The 21,882-nt window shown below is 41.7% G+C and carries 11 protein-coding genes and 1 pseudogene; all 12 read left to right on the top strand.

Annotated features, from left to right (window positions below):
- Positions 1-20 precede the first annotated feature (20 nt).
- The 12 genes and pseudogenes from LPH68_RS10035 (at position 21) to LPH68_RS09980 (ending at position 21,875) form a co-directional block, all read left to right on the top strand.
- Positions 21-2,288: a heparinase II/III family protein gene (locus LPH68_RS10035; RefSeq protein ID WP_151923673.1), complete on the top strand. Its 2,268-nt coding sequence runs from the start codon at positions 21-23 to the stop codon at positions 2,286-2,288.
- Positions 2,289-2,415: 127 nt separating this feature from the next.
- Positions 2,416-5,193, top strand: coding sequence for a two-component regulator propeller domain-containing protein (locus LPH68_RS10030; protein ID WP_004325499.1), 2,778 nt, complete (start codon positions 2,416-2,418; stop codon positions 5,191-5,193).
- A 231-nt stretch (positions 5,194-5,424) separates the two neighbouring features.
- Positions 5,425-5,940, top strand: a complete 516-nt coding sequence (locus tag LPH68_RS10025) for a sigma-70 family RNA polymerase sigma factor (protein ID WP_004296983.1) — start codon at positions 5,425-5,427, stop codon at positions 5,938-5,940.
- A gap of 44 nt (positions 5,941-5,984) precedes the next feature.
- The gene (locus LPH68_RS10020; protein WP_230296923.1) at positions 5,985-9,194 is read left to right on the top strand and encodes a TonB-dependent receptor; all 3,210 of its coding nucleotides are present in this window, start codon (positions 5,985-5,987) and stop codon (positions 9,192-9,194) included.
- A gap of 27 nt (positions 9,195-9,221) precedes the next feature.
- Positions 9,222-10,943, top strand: a complete 1,722-nt coding sequence (locus LPH68_RS10015) for a RagB/SusD family nutrient uptake outer membrane protein (protein ID WP_117809119.1) — start codon at positions 9,222-9,224, stop codon at positions 10,941-10,943.
- 34 nt (positions 10,944-10,977) lie between these two features.
- Positions 10,978-12,441, top strand: a complete 1,464-nt coding sequence (locus tag LPH68_RS10010; RefSeq protein ID WP_151923676.1) for an Ig-like domain-containing protein — start codon at positions 10,978-10,980, stop codon at positions 12,439-12,441.
- Between the two features lie 52 nt (positions 12,442-12,493).
- Positions 12,494-13,759, top strand: coding sequence for an alginate lyase family protein (locus LPH68_RS10005; protein WP_224440800.1), 1,266 nt, complete (start codon positions 12,494-12,496; stop codon positions 13,757-13,759).
- A 93-nt stretch (positions 13,760-13,852) separates the two neighbouring features.
- Positions 13,853-16,993 carry a glycoside hydrolase family 2 TIM barrel-domain containing protein gene (locus LPH68_RS10000; protein WP_117809117.1) on the top strand — a complete coding sequence of 1,047 codons (3,141 nt, stop codon included), beginning with the start codon at positions 13,853-13,855 and terminating at the stop codon, positions 16,991-16,993.
- Between the two features lie 222 nt (positions 16,994-17,215).
- A pseudogene (locus LPH68_RS09995) lies at positions 17,216-17,329 on the top strand (type II toxin-antitoxin system RelE/ParE family toxin); the annotation flags it as partial.
- Positions 17,301-17,603 carry a helix-turn-helix domain-containing protein gene (locus tag LPH68_RS09990; protein WP_004296976.1) on the top strand — a complete coding sequence of 101 codons (303 nt, stop codon included), beginning with the start codon at positions 17,301-17,303 and terminating at the stop codon, positions 17,601-17,603. The pseudogene LPH68_RS09995 and the gene LPH68_RS09990, both read left to right, overlap by 29 nt.
- A gap of 221 nt (positions 17,604-17,824) precedes the next feature.
- The gene (locus LPH68_RS09985; protein ID WP_117610828.1) at positions 17,825-20,656 is read left to right on the top strand and encodes a two-component regulator propeller domain-containing protein; all 2,832 of its coding nucleotides are present in this window, start codon (positions 17,825-17,827) and stop codon (positions 20,654-20,656) included.
- Positions 20,657-21,359: 703 nt separating this feature from the next.
- The gene (locus LPH68_RS09980; RefSeq protein ID WP_151923677.1) at positions 21,360-21,875 is read left to right on the top strand and encodes an RNA polymerase sigma-70 factor; all 516 of its coding nucleotides are present in this window, start codon (positions 21,360-21,362) and stop codon (positions 21,873-21,875) included.
- Positions 21,876-21,882: the final 7 nt, after the last annotated feature.

Below are 21,882 nucleotides of genomic sequence, written 5' to 3'. Positions count from 1 at the left end.
ATGAAAAAGCAATAAATATCATGAAACAAATAGTTCTATGCCTGATCGGAATATTATTAGCATCGTTTGTATCTGCACAAAAGATAAATCATCCTTCACTTTTGTATACCCCTCAACGCATTCAGCAGGTAAAACAACGTATGCAGAATGAACCGAAATTGCGGGAAGCCTGGGAGGATATTCAGAAAACCGCCGATGAAGCCTTACAAAAGAAAGATTTCAATCGGTTGGATTATTTGTCGTTGGCCTATCTGATGACGGATAATAAAGAGTATGCAAATATAATCAAAGAGATTCTTTTGAAAGCTGTGGAAGCCGAATCCTGGGGAGATATGGAAATGATGGCACGTATTCCTGCCTGGCGTTCGCAACTGGGCATGGCACATAAGAGTTTCCTTTCTGCCATAGGATATGATGCAGCTTATAATATAATGTCTTCTTCGGAAAGAAAAAAGATTGCCGAAGGCTTGAAACGATTGGCTGTAGAACCTGCATTGGGAGACTGGCTGCTGGAACCTACCCGTATCCATTCTTTGAATTCTATGGGACATAACTGGTGGACTTCTTGTGTATGCCAGGGTGGAATATTAGCATTAAGCCTACAGAATGAACTTCCCGAAGTAAAAGATTGGGTGGAGCAACTTCATGAATCACTACCCGAATGGTTTGACTTTGCAGGCGATGCCTTGCAGCAGAAAGCAAAGAGCTTTGATGAGGCCGGAGGAATGTATGAAAGTCTCAATTATGCAAATTTTGGTATTCAGGAAGCTCTTTTGTTTCGGATCGCCTGGATAAACACTCATCCGGGACAAAATCCCGGTGATATACCCCAATTAGCAAAACTTCCGAACTACTTTTCTCAAGTATGCTATCCCCGTACAGGTGTGCTGCATAGTTTGAATTTTGGTGATAGTCATAAGAACGTATCAGCAGAATCCAGTATGATGTTATTGTATGCATTGGGACTGAAAGACCCGACTATTCTGTGGTATATAGCCCAAGTAGAGCAAGGACAGCATCGTGATGGATTTTTCCTGAATCGTCCGATGGGCTTTCTCTATACCCCTGATTTGAGTAAAGCTCCCATAACTCCCGATTTGAAAACCTCACAGCTATTCTCGGATTTCGGTTGGGCCACCATGCGTACTTCTTGGGAGAAGGATGCTACGATGCTTGCTGTGAAAAGCGGTCATACGTGGAATCATTCCCATGCGGATGCCAACTCCTTTATTGTTTTTCATAAAGGCGTTGATATTATCAAGGATGGAGGAAACTGCTGGTATCCCAATCCTGCCTATCGCAACTATTTTTTTCAAAGCCAGGCACATAATGTAGTCCTGTTCAACGGGGAGGGACAACCTCGTGAACAACAGTATAGCGGCTCTACTTTGCGAGGAAATCTTTATCATCTCTTGGATGCGGGCAATGTGAAATATGTTTTGGCCAATGGAACAGGTCCTGTCTCTAATAATTTCAGCCGTAACTTCCGTCATTTCCTGTGGATGGATAATGTGATTTATATGATCGATGATTTGAAGACACATAAGGTAGGACAGTTCGAATGGTTATGGCATACCAATGGAACTTATAAGAAATCGGGCATTGACGTGAATGTGACAAACGGAAATTCTTCAGTAGTCATCCGTCCTTTATATCCCCGCATGCTGGCTAAGTCCGATTTTGTGCACGACTATCCCGAAGATTTATATTGGGAAGAAATAGAAGCTCCTACGGAAGATTTGAAAGGAACCGAAAAATATTATTCATTCCATTTACCAGCCGAGGTGAACCGTGTGAAAGGACTGACAGCTATTATTCTGAAAGACGCTCCCGATGAAAAAGACCTGCCTCAAATGGAAAGACGTGAAGGGCAGGACTGGATAGGGCTTCGTATCCGTCATAAAGGTAAAATTACCGATTTATATATCAACCAACTGGCGGACGGAAGATTAATGCACAGTAATTCATGGATTATGCCCGACGGCTGGATGACAGATGCTTATATGTTTGCAGTTTCTTACCCAGAAGGTACTGAAGCAAAGAACGCTAAGGACTTCTTTATTGCTTATGGAAGTGCATTGAGACGGGGTAATGAAACTTACTTTTCATCATTGGCTAAGCTGTTCGTTATTCAGAAAGCAGAAGGTAAGAAACTTGATCTTTGGATAGACGGACAGCCGAAGATAAATACCACCTTTAGAAGCACAAAGAAGCCTATGTCTGTAGAAGTGAATGATAAGAAAATCCCGGTAGTTTATCAGAAATCACAGATAAAGGTGAAACTGTAAATTATGTATATCCAGGATAGATTCTATCTTTTTAAAGAGAGTAAGTTCCTTGTTTTTTGTGCAAACCTATATAAAATCCGAGATATTTTATGTAGGTTTGCATTGTTTCATTAAATATGAATCCTCTATGCATAATCTAATACGACATATAGTAAAGGCTTTGACTACTCTTTGTCTGCTACTCATAAATATACCTATTTATCCGATTTCTTACTCTTTCCGCAGCATTTCCGAAACAGACGGACTTTCCGACCTGATGGTCAGTTCTTTTTATAAAGATTCATTAGGCTATATTTGGATTGGCACGGCAAGTTCTGTTGAACGTTTTGACGGAGTCCATTTGAAACATTATCCCATATTAGGGAATAATGAAAAACTAAAATGGGTGAATGTAATAACAGAGACGACTGGTAATAGGATATGGATAGGGAATGATATGGGATTGTGGACGGTTCATAAGGAAACAGAAAAACTGGAACCCTTTAGTCCGGAGACTATTAATTGTGGTGTTCGTGCCCTTTTACCAACTCGGGATGGAGGATTGTATATAGGTAGTGAAAAAGGATTATTTATCTATCGAAATAATCAATTGGAGCGACTGGCAGTAAGTTCCGACATCTTATCGGCAGAAAATTTCATCGTTGCATTGAATTTGGATGAAAATGGAGCTTTATGGATTCTTACCAAAGGTGGATTACATTCCATGAATATTTCAAACCGGAAAATAACCTCTTATCCATACAAGCAGGGATTCTCCTATAGAAATATGACACGTATCGGCAAAAAGCTTTATTTAGGAACAATGGATCATGGGTTGCTATGTTTTGATATCTCGACGGGTGAATTTAAAGAAAATATTATTGACTTGGGTTGTAATGTTATCATGTCTCTCTCCAGTGATGAAAAGAATTTGTTGTATATAGGCACTGATGGAAACGGGGTACATTTTGTTTCTGCGAATAATATGAAGATTGTTCGTTCCTTTTGTTACGAATCGGGAAATAAACAGGCGATCCGTTCCAATTCTGTCTATGCATTATTGGTTGATAGGGAAGGAGTGATTTGGATTGGTTTTTATCAGTTAGGCTTGGATTATACACTATATCAGAGCGGGTTATTTTCTACCTATGCCTATCTTCCTTATTTCGACTCAAAAGAGATGCCTGTTCGTGCAATAGCTGTTTCGAAAGACGAGAAACTGATAGGTTCGCGCAATGGACTTTTCTATATAGATGAAAAGAAACAGCGGTTTAAAAGTTTTAAGGTTCCCGAATTACGTTCCAATATGATTTTGTGTATTTATGCTTTTGAAGGAAAGTATTACATAGGTACTTATGGTGGCGGTATATATATCCTCAATCCTTCCACGTTGACTTTATCTGATTTTGAAACAGCAGACTTAAAATCAACTCCATTCCTGAAAGGACATGTGTTTTGCATAAAATCGGATGATGAAGGAAGTTTGTGGATGGCGACGTCTATGGGACTTTACTGTTATAGAGATGGAAAGCAAATCCGGCATTATACTACTGAAAATTCGAAATTACCGGGAGAGAATGTCTATGATATATGTTTTGATTCCACTCGTAAAGGATGGATTTGTACAGAGAACGGTTTATGCATTTGGGATCCATCAACCAATAGTTTGAAGTCGGATATGTTTCCTGAAGGGTTTATTCATAAAGATAAAATCCGGACAGTATACGAAGATTCTAATCATGAGCTTTATTTCCTTCCGGATAAAGGTGCAATTTTTATATCTGATTTGTCGATGAATCATTTTCGGAGAATGCAGTCGGGCACTCCTTTGGATGGAAAGGATGCAATGTTTATTATAGAAGATCATGAAGGTTGGTTGTGGATTGGTACTAATTTGGGCTTATATCGTTATGATAAGAAAGGTAATTTTATTCCCTATAATTTCGTAGATGGCTTGCCCAGTTCTATATTTATTACTTGTTTCCCTGTGATAGATGAAGAGGGTACGATGTGGTTCGGCAATTCGAAAGGTATGATTTATCTGACCTCGGAACAAAATGGCAGAAAAGCAAAATGGCATTATCCGGTTGCTATTACCGATGTATTAGTGAATGGAAAGCAATCGGTTTATGCTAAGATGAGTAGAGAAAATAACGTGTATAAAATAAAATTGGAAGCAGATCAGCGTAATTTGACAATCCGTTTCTCTGGGTTCACTTATTCGGAGCCTGCATATATGTCTTATAAATGTAAGATGGAAGGAATAGATAGCGACTGGCAATTATTGAGTGGACAATCTGAAATAACGTATTATGACTTATTATCCGGCAATTATCAGTTTAGAATTCATCGGGTGGATGATCCGGAGTCGGAAATTTGCCTGATGGTGACTATTGCTCCTCGTTTCAATGCTGTTATGTGGAGTGTGACTGTTTTAGTGATATTGATAATAACCTTGGCTTATATATATTATCGCCGGAGAATGAAACGAAACAACCTAATTCAGTCGAAGGAAAAACAGCAACCGGTAATAGAAGAAAAATATAGAAAGAGTAATGTGACTGAAGAAGAATGTAGGCGCTTGGCTGGCGAACTGGAACTTCTGATGCAAAGGGATCGACTATATGTTAATCCCAATCTGAAAATAGCAGACTTGGCTGCAATATTGAATGTTTCCACTTATACATTATCCTATTTATTCAATCAATATTTGGATAAAAACTATTATGACTATTTGAATGACTATCGCATAGAGGAGTTTAAGCGTTTGGTTGATAAAGATGAATATTCTAAATATACGTTGACAGCTTTAGCCGAACTATGTGGTTTTAGTTCGCGTACTTCCTTCTTTCGTTATTTTAAAAAGGTTATTGGAATTACTCCGAATGAATATATTCGAAGTATCGGAAAGACCAATGAAGAATAATATACTTATGTACCTTTCATTTTAAACTTTAGATTGATAAATACCTCTTTAGAGTCTCAAATAATAAATTGAGACTCTATGAAATTGAGAGTTAACTGTCTGATAATTAGAATGTGTGTTGATCGCTTGCTCTCCGCCAATAGGACGGAATTTATCTCTTTCTTTTTGAATATCCGTTTTCATATTTACCTTCTATATTTGCCAACGTAATGATAAACAAAAATCTAAGCAATGGAAAATATAGATATGTCATCCGTACAGTTGATTACTGATTCTTATCAGAATTATCATCGTTCCGTTTACTTGTATATCTTATATAAGATAGGAAAAGATGAAGACGCGAAAGATCTGGCTCAAGATGTATTTTTACGTTTGATGGATTATAAGCAAATGTTGCGACCGGAAACAATAAAGTACTTTATTTTCTCTATTTGCCGGAATTTGGTTATTGATTATTTGCGTCGTCATTATAAAATGCAGGAAATTACATCCTATTTTTTAGATCAGCTTCCTACCTTTATTAATGAGGTAGAGAGCCAGATAATCGCTAATGATTTATCTGTGTGTGAGCAGAAGAGAGTTCTCCGGCTGCCTGCGCAACGAAGAAAGATTTATGTAATGAGTCGCTTCAAGCATATATCGTCAGCGGATATTTCCGCTTGTCTCGGATTATCTGTCCGTACTGTAGAAAATCATTTGTTTATCAGTCGGAAAGAAATCCGTGAATATATCCAACAGTGTATCTAATATTAGAATAAATAGTATAAATGTTAGTTTTAAATTTTATGTATATGAAAAAAAGTCTCTTCAGATTTTCATCGAGAAGGATTCTATTCTCCACGGTGATAGCCTCTGCTCTTATAGCAGGTGGCTCGCAGGCTGTCTTTGCAGATGCCGGGGAAGTGCAAGTCGTATTGCAGACTGGTACAATTAAAGGTAAAATCGTGGATTCCAATGGCGAGCCCGTTATCGGTGCTAATGTTATGGTAAAAGGCACCACCAATGGCTGTATGACTGACATTGACGGAAACTTCTCATTGAAAGATGCCAAAGGAACTTTGGTTATCTCATATATTGGTTACAAAACGGAAGAAGTTCAAGTGAAAGGCCATGAAACCAGTTTGAAGATTGTATTGAAAGAAGACTCTGAACTACTCCTGGAAGTTGTAGTGGTGGGATACGGCAGTATGAAGAAAGAGTCGTTGACAGGCTCGGTAACAGTGGTCGACCAAAAACTTTTTAAAGACAAAGGTACGGTATCCAATCCGCTTTCGGCCATGCAAGGTCAGGTGCCGGGTTTACGCATCACCCGCTCGTCGGCTGCTCCCGGTGAAGAGGGATGGGGTGTCTCAATCCGTGGTTCTGTATCGAAGAACAAGGTAGAACCTCTCTTGATTATTGACGGTGTACCTGCCAGTGGTGTGAGTGAGATAGCTCAACTCAATGCCGATGACATCGAAACCATTAACTTCCTGAAAGATGCTTCGGCTGCCATTTATGGTGCAAAAGCGGCAGGTGGTGTGATTTTGGTAACTACCAAACGTCCCGATGCCGGCAGAACCAAGGTGGAATATAGTGGTTCGGTTACACGTAAAATTGTGGGTTTGCAGCCCCGCATGATGAGTATGGACGAATGGACGGATGGTGTGCTCCAAGCCCGCTTGAATGACGGCTATGGCGAAGACGACAACTGGGTGCGCTATGCCCGTTTGGCTAAAGCGATGAAGGGGAGTTGGATTAATCTGCATGGTGGAAATAATCCCGATGAAGATCCCATTCCGGGAGGATTCCGCGGTGTGGCCGACTTTGTGTTTCATGATATGAACTGGACTGATGTGCTGTGGGGGAACGCTACTTCTACCCAACATAACCTCAGCATAAGCGGAGGTTCGGAGAAATCGACCTACCGGCTCTCGCTTGGTTATTTGAATGACCAAGGGACGCTGCAATGGGGGAACAACTCGAACGAACGCTATAACGTACGTTTATTCAACAGCTTCAAGATAAACGACCGTATCAGCTTGGAAAGCAATATGTCAGCCAGTCGTCAGCATCAGGTGGCTCCTACACAGATTGGTAGTATATTAGGCAGTAGCATACCGCAGCCAGGGTTACCGGTTTCGACCATCGATGGCAAACCGTATGCGTGGGGAGGCATTCATACTCCCAACTGGTCGGCCGAGTTGGGAGGTGACAACAAACTTGTAGTGACCACTATGAATGTGAACGAGATTTTGAAAGTGAACATATTGGATGGCCTTGATTTTCAAGGTACTTTGGGGTACTCAACGAACAATGCGGCCCGTGACGAACAGTATCTTTCAATTGATTGGTATCAATACGATGGCACACCGATTCAAAACGAGAACTCTCCCTATCCTGCAAAAGAAAAATCATCGTATACTAAAAGCTCTGCACGTACCGATAATTACACGGCATCAGCTTTTCTCACTTATAAGAAATTATTTGATGAGGCTCACGACATATCGCTTATGGGAGGTGTGCAATATGACTATGCCGCTTACGATTATAGCGGTACCAAAGCAATGGACGTGGAAGCGGCAATCGAATCGCTTAACGGTAAAGGACAAATCTACATAGACAAGGTAGACCGTTGGGAGGAAGCTATTCTCTCTTATTTCGGTCGCTTGAATTACAACTATAAGTCAAGATATATGGTAGAAGTGAATGCTCGCTACGACGGCTCTTCGAAATTCTTGCCCAAGAATCGCTGGAACTTCTTCTGGGGCGCATCAGCCGGATGGCGTATCACTGAAGAGAAATTCATGGAGAACTTGCGTGACTATGTGAATGAACTGAAACTACGTGCCTCATATGGTGAGGTAGGTAACCAAAATGGTATCGGACGCTATGACGGCATCCAACTTTACAACTACAAATCGAACAGCGGTGCTTTGTTGGGCAACTCGAAAGGAACCTATGTGGAATCTGCCGGACTGGTGAGCACTGTGCGTACTTGGGAACGTATTTACAACTATAACTTGGGTATTGACTTCGGATTCTTCAACAATCGCCTTACGGGTACGTTCGAGATCTTTAAAAAGAAAAACGATAATATGTTGGTTTCGCGTCTGCATCCCGGTGTTCTGGGCGGAACTGCTCCCAGTACGAATAGTGGTAAGTTTGAAGCCAATGGTTACGATGTTAGTTTGACTTGGCATGATAAGATAGGCAGTTTCAACTACCATGTTGGCGGTACGTTAACCTATATGACCAATAAACTCGTTGATGGAGGTAACATCGTGGTGAGCGCAGGTTATAACGAAGCTGTGAATGGCTATCCGCTCAATTCGGTATTTGGCTACCGCTATGTGGGCAAGGTACAAAACCAAGACCAACTGGACTATTACGTGGACAAATATGTGGGCAGCAACTCTATCGCCCTGCCTGCCAACTTGCGTTTGGGCGACCACATGTATGAAGATGTGAACAAAGACGATAAACTGACACAAGATGACCTTGTATTTCTCGGTTCCGACGACCCCAAATATTCGTTCTCGTTTAATTTCGGATGCGAGTGGAAAGGATTCGATTTCAATACCGTATTCCAAGGTGTGGGCAAGCGTACCATCTATCGTGAAATCGACTCTTGGAAAGTGCCTTTCAAGGCTATTTGGCTGAACACTACCAACCAGTCGGTGGGTAATGTATGGAGTCCTGAAACTCCCAATAACCATTTTCCTACTTATTCAAACAGTAATGACATCAATAATTACAACTACATTCCCTCTACCTGGTCAGCCGATAACGGAGCTTACCTGCGTCTCAAAGAGATTGTACTTGGTTACACATTGCCAAAGGCATGGATGAATAAGAGCGGTTTCATCAGCAACTTGCGTATTTATGTATCGGGCGCCGATTTATGGGAAAAATCGTATATCACCGATGGTTGGGATCCCGAAGCCACCCGTAAGGTGGAAAACAAGCAACGCTATCCGTTTAACCGCACCGTGACTTTCGGTGTGAATGCCACATTCTAATTTTTATTCTTAATATTGAAGATAACAATGAAAAAAATAGTATATATTTTAGGAATTATTTGCGCCATGATCATGCAGTCGTGTTTAGACCTTGAGCCCAAGACGCAATTGGCGGATACCAACTATTGGAAGTCGCCCGAACACTTCAAACTTTTTGCCACCCAGTTCTATGGCTGGTCGGCCGACTTTCGATGGCTCGACGACAGTCAGCACGCCGATATTCGCTCGGATTTGTTTGCCGGCAGCACGGTGAACATCTATAGTAACGGAACGAACAGCATTCCGTCATCCGACAAGCATTATGCCGACAATTACAATCGTATTCGCCAAGTCAACACCTTGTTGCAACAGGCTGATGCGTATGAACAACAAGCCGACATTGCCATTTCAGTGGGGGAAGCCCGTTTCTTCCGTGCTTATTGTTACTTCGAGTTATTGCAGGCTTACGGTGACCTTATCATAGCCCGCACGCCGCTCGACATCGACTCGCCTGAGATGCAGAAGGCTCGCAATCCGCGTACCGAGGTGGCTGACTTCATCATTGACGACTTGAAAGAAGCCGCTAAACTATTGCCCGTTGATAAGGCTATCAGCAGCAGCGATGAAGGTCGCCTTTCCAGCGAAGCCGCTTTGGCGTTTCTTTCGCGTGTAGCCCTTTACGAAGGTACATGGGAGAAATTTCATAATGGCGGTCAAAATACCGAACGTACAAAAGATTTGCTCAATACCGCAGCACAGGCGGCTCATGATGTAATGGCGGGCGGAGCATTCGAGCTTTTTGCTCCTCAAGAATTGGGAACGGAAGCCTACAAGTATCTCTTTATCTTGGAGAATGAAAAGTCAAACCCTGCCAATATCAATAAAACAGGTAATAAAGAGTATATCTTTACCCGCCGCCACGACCCTGTTATCAATTCTATTGGTTTCAACATTACACAAGGGCGTTTGGGCAATGCCTTGTACGTTACTCGCAAAATGGCTAATATGTATCTGCAAAGCAATGGGTTACCCATCAATCCCCAAACGTGGAATTACACGAAAGTGGATGATGAATATAAAAATCGCGACAACCGCATGAACAATCAGCTTATGGTGCCCGGACAGACTTATTGGGGTACAAATGGCGGACGCATTGATTGGAGCGGCGATGCTGCCGAAATAGCCAATGCCTCGCATAGGAACTTCATGCCTCAAACCGGTACGGGCTACTTTCCCCACAAGTGGTGCAGCGAACGTGACGGAGTGCCCACCGGTATGGAAGCTTACGACTTCCCCGTCATCCGCTATGCCGAGGTGCTGCTGAACTATGCCGAAGCTGTGTTTGAACGCGATGGACAAATATCAGATGAAGACTTGGCTATCAGCTTGAACTTGACACGTAAACGCATTAACCCCGAAATGCCTGACTTGACTAACGACTTTGTCACGGCAAATAATTTGGATATGCGCACAGAGATTCGTCGTGAGCGTACCATCGAGTTTTTCGATGAGAATTTCCGCATTGATGATCTGAAGCGTTGGAAGACGGCCGAAGACGAAATGCCGATGAATCTCACCGGTGTGAAGTGGAAAGATACTGATTTTGAAAGCAGATGGCCCGATGCTTCTTTTAAAGACAAAGATGGTGAAGGCTGCATTATTCACGAAAAAGGACGCAACTGGCACGAAAAGCATTACTTGTTGCCGCTGCCCACTGACCAACTCAAGCTGAACTCCAACTTGAAACAAAATCCGGGTTGGAACCAATAATCCATTCATTATTCATTTATAAAGTAATCGAATTATGACATACAAAAACATACTTCAAAAGGGTGCATTTGCAACACTGTTGGCGGGTGCCTTGGTGGTGACCGTTTCGTGCAACGATGACGATGTATCCCCCGTTTTAGAAGAGAGAGTGCTCGTTAAGGAAATCAACCTTGAGGTGACTCCCGAACTGCCTCTGCTGATAGACACTGATACTTTGATAAAATATACCGTAGGCCCGGATGAGGCTTTCAACAAAGAGGTGGTATGGAAATCGACTGTGCCCGATGTGGCTACCGTAGATGCCGAAGGACGCATCACTGCAGTGAAGGCCGGTAATACGGTCATTTCGGCCAAACCGGTTGTAGGCTATTCTGCCACTTCGACCATCAATGTGAAGGTGGTAAACGAAATCATTCACATCACTGATATCAGTCTTACTAATGAAGAGCTTGAAGTGTTTGTTACCTCGACTCTGCCGCTCATTTGGCAGACTACTCCGGTCGTTCCCACTTACCCCGGAGTGATTTGGAAAAGCCTTACTCCCGATAAAGCCACCGTCAATGAAAAAGGCGAGGTGAAAGGTGTGGCCGAAGGAACGGCACGCATACAAGTCACCGCTACTGACGACAAACATTTCACAAAAGTGTTTGAGATTAAGGTGAAGCCTATTATTTATATCGAAAGTATGGAATTCGTGAAGGATACCGATAAGCTGGCTTTAGGCGAAACCTATACTCCGCAGATGAATGTAACGCCGGCAGACGCTACGCTGTCGTACATCGCATGGGAAAGCAGCAAGCCCGATGTTGTAGAGATTGACGAAAAAGGCCGGTTTGTGGCGAAGGCTTACGGCAATGCCGTGATTACTGCTTTGGCAGACTATGGCGACGGTAAACCTATCAAAGCTACGATGAGTATCAATGTGAGTGAGGGATTGATGAACGACCAATTTACCATTGAGAACATCTGGCAACCATTCGGCAATTTCAATCATCGAGAATTTGAATGGATGGAGAACGATGGAGTACTTCGCATATTACCCGGTGACGATAAGGCTTACAAGGCTGTGCGCATTTGTCGTACCGGAGGATTTGGGTTCAACGTAACCAACTATCCCATCTTGGCCTTTAAAGTGAAATTCCCCGAAAATGTGTTCGAAGCATCAACAAGCATAGAGTGGTATCTCGACATTTGGGGTGGAAGCGGCATTACCGTAGCCGGTAAATATGGCGAAGATACCGATAAAGGAAAAAACGCCATGACTGTGGCAGATTGTGGCGAATACAAAGTATTCTACGCCGACTTTACGAAGAAATTCCTCGGCAAGAATCAACAGTATATGCCTACTGCATTGACGAAGTACGACACGGTGGAACTTCAATTTTGGAAAATATGGTATGAAGCCAGCGAAACTGGCAGTATCTATGTGGATTGGGTGAAGACCTTCGAATCGGAACAGGAACTGAAAGATTTGATTAAAGCTGAAAAAGCCGAATAATGGTAGCCGACTTCTCAGAAACTGATTGAATAACAAAATGAATATTGAATATATGAAAAATTTGATTTATACCTTCGTGGGCAGCATGGCACTTGTGTTGCTGACCGGCTGTAGTGCTGAGTTCGAGAACGGAACTCCCGAACCATGGCAACGCGAAATCAACCCCAATGAAAATTATGAGTACACCATCAAGCACCCTTGTCTGGTGAACACCGAAGCCGATTTTGAACGTGCACGCCGTAAAGTGAATGAAGGCGCCGAACCTTGGATTAGTGGTTGGCAAAAATTGTGCGACAGCCGATTTGCCCAACTGAATTATAACTCAAATCCGCAAGAAGAAATTGTGCGCCACTCAAAAGGCGGAAACTTCAATACGGCTGCTTTTGATGCCGGTGCCGCTTATCAGTTGGCTTTACGCTGGAAAATTTCGGGAGATGAAGATTATGCGAAAGCGGCTATTAAAATTCTGAACGGATGGGCTAAAACTTGTAAAGGGGTGAACTATAAAACGTGGCCTGACGACAGCCATCGCCTGCTTGCTGCCGGATTTATCGGTTACCAGTTTGCTGCTCCCGCTGAACTGATGCGCGACTACGAAGGCTGGAAAACCGAGGATTTCGAAATCTTCAAGAAATGGATAGATAAAACTTTCTATCCTATCTGCGACGATTTCTTAGATAACCACTTTAACTCTTCAGCCATTGCAGGTTGGATGAGTTGGGATCTGCCCGCCATGCTCACCATTCTTTCTATCGGCGTGCTGAATGATGACGATGCTAAGATTAAACAAGCCCTGGAGTTTTTCTACCACGGAAAAGGTATGGGCTGTATCGAGTGGTCGGTGAGAGGTATGCACGAAGACCCGGAAGGAAAAGTGAAAGGCAGACATTTGGCACAGAGCCAGGAGATGGGACGCGACCAGGGGCACGCCACTCTCAATGTCGGTTTGCACGCTTACTTCTGCCGTACGGCTTATAACATGGGTATCGACCTTTTTGCCTACAACGACAACATTGTTCTCGACCTCTGCGAATATACGGCTAAGTATAACTTGACTTCGGCTGAAGATGTAGAAATGCCTTTCGAACCTTACTATCACCCCAAATATGGTTGGCACGAGAAGGTGTCGGCCGAGGCTAAGGGGCGTGCCCGTCCGGGATGGGAACTCCTCTACAATCATTATGCCAAGGTGAAAGGTATGAATGCACCCTATTCTCAAGCCTTTGCCGAAAAGGAACGCCCCGAAGGATATGGTGAGCGTGGAACTGCTGAAGCCGGCGATTTGGGATTTGGGACATTATTATATACTGAAGAATAACTTTTGAGTTTTCCGGCTGATTTCAAGGAGTTAAGAGGTTAGACTTCTTAACTCCTTGATACTACTCTGTGAAACCTTCACAACTCTTTCCTTATGATAAATAGATTATTTCCTACCTTATTATTCTTTATCTGCTTCTTTTATAGTTTGCCTCAAACGGCAAAGGCGCAAAACAACGAGTGGGAAAATCCCGCCAAATATGAGTGGAACAAAGAGAGGCCACATGCTGACTTTCGTCTCTACGAACAGGCAGAGGATGCAGTGAACGACAAACCCCGAAAATCGTCTTGGCAACATTCGTTGAATGGTGTGTGGAAGTTTATCTATGCCCCTACTATAGCAGCGAGCATAAAAGATTTTTATCGGATAGATTTACCCGACAGTAATTGGGATACAATAACAGTTCCTTCTAACTGGGAAATCCAAGGATTCGGTGAACCGATAATCCGCAACATTCAGTATGTATTTTCATCCAATCCACCTTATATTGACGTAGACAATCCTGTGGGTACCTATCGGCGCACATTTACGGTTCCTCGAAACTGGCAGGAGCGCGAAGTATTTCTGCACTTCGGCTCCATTAGCGGCTATGCCCGCATTTATGTGAACGGGCAGCAAGTCGGAATGACCAAAGCTTCCAAAACACCGGCTGAATTTAATGTGACGAACTATCTGAAAGAAGGAGAAAATTTACTGGCAGTACAGATTTATCGCTGGCATGATGGCAGCTATATGGAAGACCAGGATTTTTGGCGACTGACCGGGATTGAACGTGATGTATTCTTGCAAGCTTACCCTAAACTGACTATTTGGGATTTTTTCTTAAAATCAAGTTTGGATAGTACATATAAGAATGGTATATTCAATGCTACCGTAGATTTGCGTGAATTTACAGGTAATAATGTAAAAAAAGGAACACTCAAACTGGAATTATTGGATAAAACCGGCAAAATAGTTTTGTCACAACAAAAGAAATTTGACATAGAAGATGAGTTTACCCAATTAGCTTTTTCGGGCGTCATTAAGAATGTATCCAAATGGAATGCTGAAAAGCCATCTCTTTATGATTGTGTCATCACACTTTGGGATGATAAAAACAAGCAGCTTGCAGTTACTGCCTGTAAGACCGGTTTCAGAAAGATAGAAATAAAGAATGCTCGATTATTGGTGAATGGTGTTCCGACTTATATAAAAGGCGTGAACCGTCATGAGCATAATGACAGCTTGGGGCACGTCCAAACTCGCGAATTTATGATGAATGACCTGAAATTGATAAAACAACTGAATATGAATGCTGTTCGTACCAGTCATTATCCCAATCATCCGTTGTTTTATAAATTATGTGACCAATATGGCATTTACATTATAGATGAAGCCAATATTGAAACCCACGGAATGGGCTCAGTTCCTTATTTCAAAGATACCATTCCGCATCCTGCTTATCGTTCCGAATGGTATGCGGCTCATGTAGACCGTATCACCCGTATGGTGGAAAGAGATAAAAATCATCCGTGCGTCATAGGCTGGTCGTTAGGGAATGAATGTGGTAATGGAATCGTATTCCATGATGAATATAAACGTCTGAAAGAATATGACCCAAGTCGTTTTGTGCAATTCGAACAGGCTTGGGAGGACTGGAATACAGATATTGTATGTCCGATGTATCCCAATATGTGGAAAATAACGGAATATGCCAAGTCCGGTAAACAGCGCCCCTTTATCATGTGTGAGTATGCCCATGCCCAGGGGAATAGTAATGGTAACTTCAAAGACCTTTGGGATGTTATTTATGACAGTCCAAATTTGCAAGGTGGTTTTATTTGGGACTTTATGGATCAAGGGTTTAAAATGAAGACAGAACCGGGAGACGGACGCATCTACTGGACGTACAATGGAAAAATGGGAAGTTATAAATGGCTGGAAGATAGGAAAGGGGAATTAAATACAGGAACCGACGGCTTAATTTCTGCTAATGGCATTCCCAAACCACAAGCGTATGAAGTAAAGAAAGTCTATCAGTACATTCAGTTTAACGCGAAAGATTTGAGTAAAGGGATTGTTTCAATCAGGAATCGTTATGATTTTACCAATCTGAATGAATATGCTTTTACTTGGGAAGTATATAAGAACGGAGAGAAATTCTCTACAGGAAATTTCAATGTTGAATTAAAACCTCATGCGGAAAAAGAGGTACGATTGAATCTTCCAGTCATTCCGGAAGATGGAAATGAATATTTTCTCAACCTCTATGCCTATACAAAGGTTGCTACCGATTTAATTCCTGTACATTATGAAGTGGCTAAGGAACAGATAAAGCTAAATAGAGGCAGTTTCTTTGCTTCTCTTTCGGCTTGTTCGGGTAAGTTGTCTTATGAAACGAAAGACAATGTTTTATCTTTTCAGTCGGATGCCGTCTCCGGTAAGATTGATTTGAAAAAAGGAGTGCTGTTTAATTATAGCATAAACGGCAAACAACCCATTAAGCAATATCCGGAACCGGCTTTTTGGCGTGCTCCGGTTGATAATGATTTCGGGAATAAAATGCCCTGGTTGGCAGGTGTCTGGCGGACAGCGCATGTGAACCGTTATGTGAAGAACGTGGTTATAGAGGAAAAGAACGAAAAAGGATTGTCCATAAAAATTGATTGGATATTAAGTGACATTCAAGTTCCTTACACGATAGAATATTTGATACGTAATAATGCATCTATTATTGTGACAGGAAGTATTGACTTGACAGGAACGAGACTTCCTGAACTTCCTCGCTTCGGTATGCGGATGGAATTGCAACAACCCTATGAAAATCTGACTTATTATGGTAGGGGACCTTTTGAAAACTACATCGACCGTTATTCAAGCTCGTTCATCGGGCGATATGAGGATAAAGTCGACAATCAGTTCTATTGGTATATACGTCCACAGGAAACCGGAAATAAAACGGATGTTCGTTGGCTGGCTTTATTGAATAGTGAAGGAGAGGGAGTGAAGATTACAGGTCTGCAACCTATCGCATTTTCCGCTCTGCATTTCTCACCGGAAGACCTTGACCCCGGTTTGACCCGCAAATTGCAGCATACCATTGATATTGTTCCGCAAAAGAATATTTTCCTGCATGTTGATTTGAAGCAACGCGGATTAGGCGGTGATAATAGTTGGGGGATGTATCCACACAATAAATATCGTTTGCTTGATAAAAAATATGTTTATAGCTATATGATTGAATTGATAGACTGATAAATAATTAGAATAGCATAGAGATAATGGAAATGTGATTGATAAGTATTGCGCTATGGGTTCTCCACATTCTCCTAATCGGGAAGAGACAGAACTACTGAAACGGGAAGGATGGAGTACGGCAAAAGAAATGATTATAGTCTTTTTTACTGTTAAAATCTAACGCCAGGTTGCATAATTGTACAACTTGGCGTATATTTGTAATATGAAACGTAAGATTATGTCTTATTCAATGGCTTTCAGAAAAAGAGTCAGAAGACACCATCAGGAGAGATAGAAAAGGCGTTAAAAATAAAGGAGGCTTATTATGGAGACAAACAATCATCAAATCGTTGATTACAGTGCTGTGTTAGAAGCACAGTATGGAGCACTGGGCACTCCTGAACGTGCGAAGTTTGACGAAGAAGCTTATGCTTTTTATACGAGTCAAATACTTTTGGATGCGCGAAAGAATGCCAGATTGACGCAGGAAGAGCTTGCAAAACGTATCGGTGCCAACAAATCATACATCTCACGCATTGAGAAAGGCATTACAGTTCCGAGTGTTGCTACTTTCTATCGTATCATAAATGCTTTAGGATTAACGATTGAGCTTAAACCTGCTTTATGATTTAGGTTATTTTGCAATAATAAAAAGTCCCATTCCATTTATTTGGTTCGGGACTTTTGTTTTTATTTGGATTGTATTGAGTAAATTATTTACCCCCTTCGTATTTAGTTATGTACATATAGAGAATACGAAGGGGCTACTTTTTTAAAAAAGGAATGTGCTCTTTTGGAGATTTTTATGTATGTTTGTCACATGTTTAATATGAAAGGAAGCAGTTGTAAGTGAAGAACACGATTAAATATCTGATTCTTATATTAATATATTTGGCTTGTGGGGGTAATCTACAAGCCCAAAACTATACATTCCGTAATGTCGTCATGTCCGACGGGCTATCCGGACTGTTGGTGAATGCCATTTATAAAGATTCCGAAGGTTTTGTATGGTTGGGGACGGATAATTGCCTCGACCGTTTTGATGGTGTGAAAGTGCGCCATTTTGAATTCCGTGGCATTGAGTCGGGAAGAAAGAAACGGGTAAACAGTGTTACGGAAACATCCAATAAACAACTTTGGGTGGGAAACGGAATCGGGCTTTGGCGGTTGAATCGCCCAAACAGCCAATTGGAAAGGATTGTCCCCGAAAAGATAGACTTTGCCGTCAATACGTTACTGGCCGATGGAGATATTCTTTATATCGGCACAGAGAAAGGCTTATTCATTCATAAAGACGGTCAGTTGCTTCAAGTCTTGACAGACCGGAATATGCTTGCCGCCTGTAACAGAATCATGGATATTTGTCTGAATGAAGATAAAACCGTATTATGGTTGGCCACGGTACAGGGATTGTTCTCTTATTCACTGAAAGACGGCAAGATTGATTCCTGGCATTTTCAGGAGAATGTGCCCGAAGCCGATTATTTCCGTTGCCTTACTCGTATCGGCGAAACGCTCTATCTCGGTACAATGAGCCAAGGTGTAGTACGTTTCGATATAAAGAAGGAATCATTCTCTCATGCGGTATCTTTGGGGTGCGATGTCATTTCCGATATTTCCAGCGATGGTAAAGGGACTGTGTATATAGCTACTGACGGCAATGGCGTACACTTCCTTTCACACAAAGACCAACAAGTGACACGTCGTTTTTACCATGATGTCAATGATAAGGAAGGAATTCGCAGTAATTCTATTTATTCCTTACTTATAGATGATAGAGGTGCCGTCTGGGTGGGGCATTTTCAGGCAGGACTGGATTATTCACTCTATCAGAACGGCCTTTTCCGTACGTATGATTATCCACCTTTGTTTAATTCGGCCAATCTTTCCATCCGTTCTTTTGTAAACAAAGGGCAAGAGAAGGTCATCGGTTCGCGTGACGGCTTGTTTTATATAAACGAAGCTACCGGAGTAGTGAAGAGTTTTGTAAAACCCGTCTTGACCTCGGATTTGATACTGACAATCTGCTTCTATCAAGGAGAATATTACATCGGTACGTATGGTGGCGGTATGATGGTATTGAATCCGGAAACGCTGTCTCTGAAATATTTTGCCCAAGGTGATACGGAGCTTTTCCAGAAAGGACATATCTTCTGTGTGAAACCGGATGCCAAAGGAAATCTTTGGATAGGTACTTCGCAAGGGCTGTTCAGCTATAACGGACAGACAAAGCAGATAAAGAGCTTCACCAGTGCCAACTCCCAACTGCCGGAAGGCAATGTGTATGAAGTCAGTTTTGACTCTACCGGCAAAGGATGGATTGCTACCGAAACCGGTATGTGTATTTACGACCCGGCTTCCCAAAGTTTGCGTTCCAATGTCTTTCCCGAAGGATTCGTGAATAAAGATAAGGTTCGTACTATCTACGAAGATGCTGAACACAACCTCTATTTTATCCGTGAGAAAGGAAGCCTGTTTACATCCACTTTAACGATGGACCGTTTCCAGAACCGCTCTATCTTTTCTACTCTTCCGGACAACTCGCTAATGTCTGTTATAGAAGATAACCAAGGCTGGTTGTGGGTGGCTTGCAATGACGGGTTATTGCGTATCAAAGAAGAGGGAGAGGAATATGATGCTTTCACTTTCAATGATGGAGTGCCGGGACCAACTTTTACGAATGGAGCTGCTTATAAAGATGAAAAAGGACTATTGTGGTTTGGTAACACTAAAGGACTGATTTATGTCGATCCGAAACGTGTGGACGAGGTGCGTGGCAAGGTCCGTTCGATCGTATTTACTGACATATTAGCTAATGGTGTCCCTTTTACCAGCTCCTCTTTGAAATACAATCAGAATAATTTGACTTTCTGTTTCACAGACTTTGCTTATGGTCTCCCATCTGCCTTACTATATGAATATCGACTGGAAGGAGTGGACAAGGACTGGAAATTATTGGCTGCACAGAACGAAGTTTCTTATTACGGACTTTCTTCCGGGACTTATACTTTTCGTGTACGTCTTCCGGGAAATGAGCAATCCGAAGCTAGCTGTCAAGTGACGGTATGCCCTATGATACCTTGGTGGGGATGGGGACTTTCCGTTTTATTAATCGTAGGAATTATAGCCTTTATACGGTATTATGTCTGGAAACGTATGCGTCGTTTGCTTGTTTCTTCTGCTTCGCCGGTTGTGGTATCATCAGCAGAGGAGGAGATACAACAAAGAGAACAGTCTGTAGAACAACATCCGGAAGTAAATTCAGAACAACAACCTTCCGTTGTTGAAGAGAAATATAAGACCAATAGACTGACCGAAGAGGAATGTAAAGAACTTCATAAAAAACTGGTGGCTTATGTGGAGAAAGAAAAGCCATATATCAATCCCGATTTGAAGATGGGTGACCTGGCTTCTGCATTGGATACTTCTTCACATTCATTATCGTATCTTTTGAACCAGTATCTTAATCAGTCCTACTATGATTTTATCAACGAATATCGCGTTACCCAATTCAAAAAGATGGTAGCGGATAGCCAATATTCCCGCTATACTTTGACTGCACTGGCAGAACTTTGTGGATTCAGTTCGCGTGCCTCCTTCTTCCGCTCATTCAAAAAGAGTACGGGAGTTACTCCGAATGAATACATCCGTAGTATCGGCGGAACAGCCAAAGAAGAGTAACTTTCCGACTTATTATCCCTGAAATCTATTTTGCATCCATATTACCTTCACCCTTCACTTCTCCCTGTTCATCGGGGTTAGAGGGTGAACCCTGCCCTTTCACTTGGTGAACCCCTTCTCTTTTATTCTTTTCCTATTTCCAATCTGTTATTAGATAAGTTCTTCTTCTCCCTATCTAAACTTCCTTTTCCTTAATTGCAAAGTTGTTTTTTATAGGAAGCAAACTTTAAATGCAAGTTTTGTTTTTATAATCAAAGCTTGCATTTATAAAAACAAAACTTGCATTTATATAATCAGAACTTTCATTTATAGTTTATCATTAACCAAAAGCAACTTTGCAACAAGGGCAAAACAAGTTTATCATTAATGAAAAGGAACTTATCTCTTAATGTCCTGCATCATCATTAGCCTGAATGTAAGATGAAGGAAAGGCCAAAATGGTGAAGAAAGGGAGTAAAGAGGTGAAGGGGGTGAAAGCAAATGGGTATAAGGAGAGCGAAAATACATTGTTTTTTAGTAAATAGAGTATCAAATTATAAAATGAGACTCTGTTTGTTGTGAATGTAACTTCTTGATATATAATGATATATATGCAAATAAGTCTATCTGGATTCTTGGAGATTACTCTGTCCTGTTTTCGAGCTGTTATATCCAAAATCACCTCTATATTTGCATCGTGATCAAAACCGAAAAAGATAGTATTATGGAGACAACAGCTAACACTTATGACGACATTATCACCCGTTCTTATGAAGAATATTATCAGGTGATTCTTACCTATATTACTTATCGTATCACTCATCGCTACGAAGCGGAGGATCTAACCCAAGATGTATTTGTACGTCTGCTGGACTACAAACAAATGCTCCGTCCCGACACAGTGAAATATTTTCTGTTCACTATTGCCCGCAATATTGTAATCGACTATATCCGTCGTTATTATAAGAAGCAGGAGATAGACAGCTACATCTATGATACTATGTCTACTTCTACCAATGAAACCGAAGAAAAAATTATCGGTGATGATTTAATGACAATGGAACGAATCCGCTTGGCTGCTATGCCCGAACAACGTCGGTTAATTTATACATTGAACCGCTTCGAAAATAAAACGTCTCCGGAAATCGCAAATGAACTGAATTTAAGTTGCAGGACGGTGGAAAACCATCTGTTTCTGGGACGTCGTGAAATGCGCGAGTTTTTCCGGAATTGTATATAATCTTATT

The sequence above is a fragment of the Bacteroides sp. 1_1_30 genome, assembly GCF_020982715.1.
GTDB classification, from domain to species: Bacteria; Bacteroidota; Bacteroidia; order Bacteroidales; family Bacteroidaceae; genus Bacteroides; species Bacteroides xylanisolvens.
This window is presented reverse-complemented; position numbering and strand designations above follow the sequence as displayed.